This window comes from Micromonospora foliorum, assembly GCF_022229015.1.
Taxonomy (GTDB): Bacteria; Actinomycetota; Actinomycetes; order Mycobacteriales; family Micromonosporaceae; genus Micromonospora; species Micromonospora foliorum.
Genome location: NZ_JAKKFF010000444.1, coordinates 1 through 6,085, shown reverse-complemented (window position 1 = coordinate 6,085; position 6,085 = coordinate 1). Strand labels below are relative to the sequence as shown.

Genomic DNA, 6,085 nt, shown 5'->3' with positions numbered 1-6,085 from the left:
ACCGGGGCCGGGCCGAGCGGCGTCGAGCAGTGGTCGCAGCGGACCGAAGGTGGCGCCGAGCGCGGCGGTGTCGATGCCGGCGACGCGGACCTGACCGGGCGGCGCGGTGGCGACCAGCCGCAGCACCAACGCCCGCAGCAGCCCGGCGACCTGCGGATCCCGGGCGTCGGTGTCCAGGGCCAGGTGGTGGCCGCCGCCGAGCGGGACCAGCACCGGAAAACCGCCGTCCGAGGTGGACGCCTCACCGATCCGCACCGCGGCCGGCTCGTCCGTCAGCGGCGTGACGCCCGGGGCGGGGGTGGCCAGGGCACCACCGAGGCGGGAGAGGCGGGCCACGAGGTCGTCGGCGCCGGCCGGTGCGACGGCGGTCGATGCCGCCCCCAGGACGCTTCGGGCAGTGTCCAGATGCGCCCGAGCCGCCCGGTGGGAGCTGACCGCCTGCCCGTACGCCGACGCGAGCCTGCCCACCCTCTGCCCCCAACGCCACGGCCGCCTGGTCCCAGGAACCCTAACGGACACCGACGGCACCCGGACAGTCCTGCGAGGACGTGTCACGCCGGACCGGTCAGGCGGGGCCGCACGCCGCCGGGCCGGTCGCGTCGGCGGCCCCGCAGCGGAACACCTCCACCGGGGCCCTCGCCACGTCGGGCACCTGCTCCACCCGCATCAGGGCCAGCCGCTTGTCGACCGGTTCCCCCGAGTCGGGCGTGAACCGGATCAGCCCGGCCACCCCCGGGTAGCCCTGACCGGCGTTCTGCCGGAGCACCTCGGCGTGCACGGCCACCGGGTTGACCGAGTCCGGCTCCCAGCGTTGCCGGGGGTCGGCGTGGTGCAGCCGGGCGGCAAGGCTCTCCACCGCCCGGACCAGCATCATCGACGCGTCGTAGGCGAGGCTGACCCGCTCGCCGACCTGCTCCTCGGAACCCGGCCGGCAGCGCGGCGGGTCGAGCAGGTCGTCGGCCTGGATCCAGGACAGGAAGCTGGCCCGCGCGTCGTCGCGCCGGTCCTGGGCGGCCCGCAGCGCGGCGCAGGTGGCCAGGGACGCCTTCGAGACGTACGTGACGGGCAGGTTGCCGGGCGCGGCGGCGCGCAGACCCGGGTTGGCCATGTAGCGGTTGGCCGAGTCGTCGGCGACGAGGTGCCGGGGCGGGTTGCCGCCGCACTCGCGCAGCGCCCGCAGGAAACCGTCGAACTCGAACCATCGACCCGCGTAGAAGAGCAGCCCGGGATAGCCACACTCGTCGGTCAGCCGCTGCCCGGTGCGCCACTCGTCGAGGCGGGTGATCCGGGGGCCGAACTGTTGTCGGAGCCCGTCGACGAGGGTCCCCACGTAGAGGTCCTCGGTGAGCGAGCTGCCCTCCAGGGTGGTGTAGAAGACGTGCGCCTCGTCGACCTTCAGAACCTGCTTGGCGTACGCGTCGACAAGCTTCACCTGATCCTTGTTCGGCGCGGAGATCTGCAGGTAGAGGCGGGAGTTGGCGTCCATCTTGTCGGCCGACAGGGTGGGCGCCAGCACCGGCAGCCCGACCTGGTTCAGCTCACGCAGCGCGCGGGCGGTGCTGCTGCGGCTCTCCACCAGCCCGACCACCCCGAGCACCGTGGGGTCGTCCCGGGCCAGCTCGGCCAGCATCGCCACGGCCCGGTCGGCGTAGATCATCTGCCGGCCGCCGTTGGCCACCACGATCCGCAGCAGCGCGGCGCCGTCGGCGCCGGCCGACTCCTTCAGCAACGCGTACTGGGCGGTGGCCATGCCTTCGAGCTCCTCGCGCTCGGAGACGTACGACTCCTCGTCCGCGCGGGTCCGGTTGCCGGTGAGCGTGCCGAGGTAGACCAGGGTGAGGAAGGGCCGTCGTCGGTCGCTGCGCTGCCAGACCTCCTCGGCGGCGCGGTTCTGCGCGAAGATGCGCCGCTGCACGGTGCGCAGCCGGTCCTGACCCGGGTCGTTGTTGAACACCTGCGCGGCGCTGTCGCTGTAGCCGACACACTCGCCGCTGGCCGCCACCTCGACCGACACCTGGCCGGTGAGTGCGGGGTGACAGCCCGGCCCCCACCGGCTGGCCACCCACAGGCCGAGCGTCGCCACCAGCACCAGACACAGCGCCGCCGGCAGGAAGCGCCGCGACCACCACGGCGGGTCGGGCGCGGAGAACGGCCGCAGCCCGCCACGTGACGGTGGGCCGGTGTCGGTCTCGTCGGGACGCAGCGCCACCAGCCAGGTGGCCGGGCGGCGCAGCCGGCGCATCTCCGGCAGCGCCCCGGCCCACTCGTCGTACGCCTCGTCGGCCTCGGTCAACGGGTGCGGCTCGGGCAGGTCCGGTGGGGGTTGCCCGCCGGACGCGACGATCAGCAGCGGGTCGTTGCGACCGGTCTCGGTGCGGACGTCGCCGACCAGGCGGACCAGCTCCCCGCCGACGTTGCCGGGGGCGACGTTGTCGATCAGCAGCGCCGGGTACGCGGTGCGCCGCCAGTCCGACGGACGCCACGGCCGACGCCGGTACGCCTGCCGCAGGTCCTCCAGGAACGCGTGCAGCAGCAGCTTGTTGACCTGGTCGGGTTGCTCCCCGTCACGCCAGCCCGCGGTGAGCCGCTCGGCGAAGCCGAGGAAGGTGACCGACTGCCGGGGCGCCAGGTACTGCTGGCGCATGAACCAGTTGTAGTGCCGACCGAGCACCGGCACCCGACCGGAGACGGCAGCCCGGAAGACCACCCCCGGCACCGCGCGACGGACCAGCCAGAGCAGCACCTGCGAGACGATGCTGACCGCGTCGCCGCCGGCAGGCACCGCCTCCGGCGTACGCGGACCCTTGCGGTCACGGAGCCGGCGGACCAGGGCCGCGCGGCTGTCGTCGGCGTCGACGCCCAGGCTGAGGCTCTGCTGCATCAGCCAGTCGGCGAGCGGATAGTGCCGGAAGCGCAGTCGGGCGGCGCCGAAGGCCTCCAGGGAGAGCTGCCGGTGCAGCTCGCGCAGCAGTGCCGGCACGTCCCCGGCGCCGGGCGGCACGTCGGCGTCCAGCACGGCGTGCGGAACGCGCCGCCGGGGGCCCTGGCCGAGGAACCGGCGCAGCGGCACCATCAGATCCGCGGTGTCGGAGCGAACCAGCCACAGCAGCGGCAGCCGGCGGTCGCCGCGACGGGGTCGCCGCAGCAGTCGGGCGAGCAGCGCGAACAACTCCAACCCGCCGGGCGGCAGTCGTTCCCGGCTTGCGGTCGGCTGCCGTTGGCCGATCAACTCCCGCTTGGGCAACTCCGAGCGGCGCACGCGTCACCTCCGATCAACACAGTGTGACCTTGCGGCGCAAGGGGCGCCAGAGGCCGGCGACCGACCACGGGTGTGGCGGGCCGGCGACGTTCACAGTTGTCGATTAGGTTGGCGGTGCGAACACCCGATGGAGGGAGTCCACCCCGTGCGACGAGTCCTCACGGCGGCCACCACCGCCCTGACCCTCACCACCGCCGGCACCATGCTCGCCGGCACCCCCGGCCAGGCCGCCCCGTCGGCCTGGGGCCGTCCCGTCGTCTCTGCCGCGCCGCAACCCGGCGCGCCCGGGCTGGGCGACAGCTACTTCCCCGACTACGGCAACGGCGGCTACGACGTCCAGCACTACGACGTCCGGCTGCGCTACGAACCGGCCACCGACCTGCTCACCGGCACCACCACCATCCTCGCCACCGCCACCCAGGACCTCTCGACGTTCAACCTGGACTTCCTGCTCGACGTCGAGTCGGTCCGGGTCAACGGCTGGGCGGCGAGCACCAGCACCGCGGGTGCGCACGAGGTGGTGGTCACCCCGGCCCGCACGGTGACCCGGGGTCAGCAGCTCACCATCGTCGTACGCTACTCCGGCGTCCCGTCGGAGGCCCTGGTCAACGGCTACACCGGCTGGACGCGCACCGACGACGGCGCCCTCGCCGTCAACGAGCCCGAGTCGGCCTGGTGGTGGTTCCCGAGCAACGACCACCCGCTGGACAAGGCCACCTACGACATCTCGGTGTCGGTGCCCACCGGCGTCGAGGTGATCAGCAACGGCGTGCAGCCGAGGCCGCCGCTGGCCGAGGCCGGCAACCGCACCCGGTGGATCTGGCGGACCACCTCCCCCACGGCCACCTACCTGGCCTTCATGGCCATCGGCCAGTACGACATCGTCACCGACACCGCGCCGAGCGGCCAGCCGGTGATCAACGCGTACAGCACCTCGCTGGGCGCACTCGGGCCGGCGGCGCGGGCCAGCATCGAGCGGACCGCCGAGATCGTCGACTGGGAGAGCGGGATCTTCGGCCCGTACCCGTTCGAGGCGCAGGGCGGCGTGGCCGGGCCGGTGGACGGCATCAGCTTCGCCCTGGAGACGCAGACCCGACCGGTCTACGGGCCGGGCTTCTGGCGACGCGGCGCCAACACGTACGTGGTGACGCACGAGCTGGCCCACCAGTGGTTCGGCGACTCGGTGTCGGTGGCCGACTGGCGCTACATCTGGCTCAACGAGGGCTTCGCCTCGTACGCCGAGTGGCTCTGGTCGGAGGAGCAGGGCGAGGGCACCGCCCAGGAGGTCTTCGACTTCACCTACGCCAGCTACCCCGCGGACGACGAGTTCTGGCAGGTGCTGCCCGGCGACCCGGGTGCCGCTCGGGTCTTCGACAACGCCGTCTACGACCGGGGCGCGATGACCCTGCACCAGCTGCGGCTGGCCGTCGGCGACGACGCGTTCTTCGAGATCCTGCCGACCTGGACCGCCGAGCACCGGAACGGCAACGGCACCACCGAGCAGTTCCAGGCCCTGGCCGAACGGATCTCCGGGCTGGACCTGGACGACCTCTTCACCACCTGGCTGTTCACCGCCGGCCGGCCCGACGTGGCCACCACCGCCCGTAAGGCCGCCCCGCCGACCGAGCCCAAGTCCTGGGCCAAGATCCGCGAGGCCCACCACCTGATGTCGCACTAGAGGCAGGCTCCGCCCGGAAGGCCCGTCGCCCGCGCGGCGGGCCTTCCGTCGTCCCCGCTGGTCGTACCGAGCGGACGAAACCGGCCGCCATCACCACCGCGCCGCGGAGGCCCACTCCCTTGCCCGTCCTTTGCTCTGCTTCAACAGGCGCAACACCGGCCGTCCGAATATCGGACGTGCGATGTTGCCTGGGGTGAAGCAGAGCAAAGGACGTGAGGACGCGCAGAGGTCGCTGGCCTCCCGGTGGAGTCGTCGCCAGCAGGGGTGGCGAGTCGAACCACGCCTGCGCCGAACAGGCGTGCGCGAGGGTGCGAGCGGCGTGCGGTTCAGGATGCCGGGGTCGCCGACCGGCCCACCCCCGACGGGGCACCGGTCGCTCCGACCGTGCTCGCCTCGATGGCGCGGATGTGCCGGTACGCGAACCAGAGCGGCGGGAACGCCCCGACCGCGAAGGACAGGTCGACGAGCGTCCAGAACCAGGGGATGTCCCGGATCGGTCCGCAGATCAGCGCCAGCGGAACGATGCCCGCGCAGGCGATCATGCCGACCTGCACCACCCAGACGTTGCGCACCGGGTCGCGCAGCGGCCCCCAGAACGCCACCGCCAGCACCAGGTGGGCGAAGGCCAGCCAGTCGGTGCCGTAGAGCAGGAACGGGTAGTCCTCGCCGGCCGTCACGAGCCCGGTGTGCACCCGCTCGATCCAGGCGACCAGCGCGGGCAGTTGGTCGGCGAGCGGGTCAAGTGCGCGCAGCAGCCAGCGCACCTCGATCTCCAGCGGAAACGCGGTGACACCGCTCAGGAAGAGCCCGATCAGCACGATCCACAGCCATCGGCGGGTTCGCCGTAGGCGCTCCTCGATCTCCATGATCGCAGCGTAACGATGATCTTCGTATCGCCCTGTCCCGGAAGCGGTCCGCCGAGGGTGACCGCTGTCTCAGCGGTTCGCCACCGGCCCGGCGGTGGCCAGCTCCCGGAGCCGGACCCCGCCCGACCGGACCCCACCGACCTCGGCGGGTGCGATGACACAGACCGCCCCGGTGGGCCGGACAATGCGGGCGGCGCGGAACGCCGCTCGTCGTACCGGATGGCGGGGCCGCGGCACGACAAGCGCGAGGGTCGCCGCGCGGCCCCGCTGCCGGTCCAGGGC

The 6,085-nt window shown here is 73.1% G+C and carries 3 protein-coding genes and 2 pseudogenes; 1 reads left to right on the top strand and 4 read right to left on the bottom strand.

The genetic code is table 11. The annotated features are described in order from the left end of the window. Both PSH25_RS26985 and PSH25_RS26980 read right to left on the bottom strand, forming a co-directional pair. Nucleotides 1-468, bottom strand: a pseudogene (locus PSH25_RS26985) (FtsK/SpoIIIE domain-containing protein); the annotation flags it as partial. A 97-nt stretch (nt 469-565) separates the two neighbouring features. Further along, nucleotides 566-3,259 (bottom strand): type 1 periplasmic-binding domain-containing protein, encoded by a 2,694-nt coding sequence (locus tag PSH25_RS26980; RefSeq protein WP_238661706.1) that lies wholly within the window; start codon nt 3,257-3,259, stop codon nt 566-568. A gap of 145 nt (nt 3,260-3,404) precedes the next feature. On the opposite strand from PSH25_RS26980, the gene PSH25_RS26975 reads away from it, so the two are divergent. Next, nucleotides 3,405-4,937 (top strand): M1 family metallopeptidase, encoded by a 1,533-nt coding sequence (locus PSH25_RS26975; protein ID WP_238661705.1) that lies wholly within the window; start codon nt 3,405-3,407, stop codon nt 4,935-4,937. Between the two features lie 326 nt (nt 4,938-5,263). Here PSH25_RS26975 and PSH25_RS26970 read toward each other — a convergent pair whose 3' ends face one another. Next, on the bottom strand, nt 5,264-5,803 hold the full coding sequence (locus PSH25_RS26970; RefSeq protein WP_238661704.1) for a hypothetical protein: 540 nt from the start codon (nt 5,801-5,803) through the stop codon (nt 5,264-5,266). 69 nt (nt 5,804-5,872) lie between these two features. Further along, a pseudogene (locus tag PSH25_RS26965) lies at nt 5,873-6,085 on the bottom strand (MFS transporter); the annotation flags it as partial.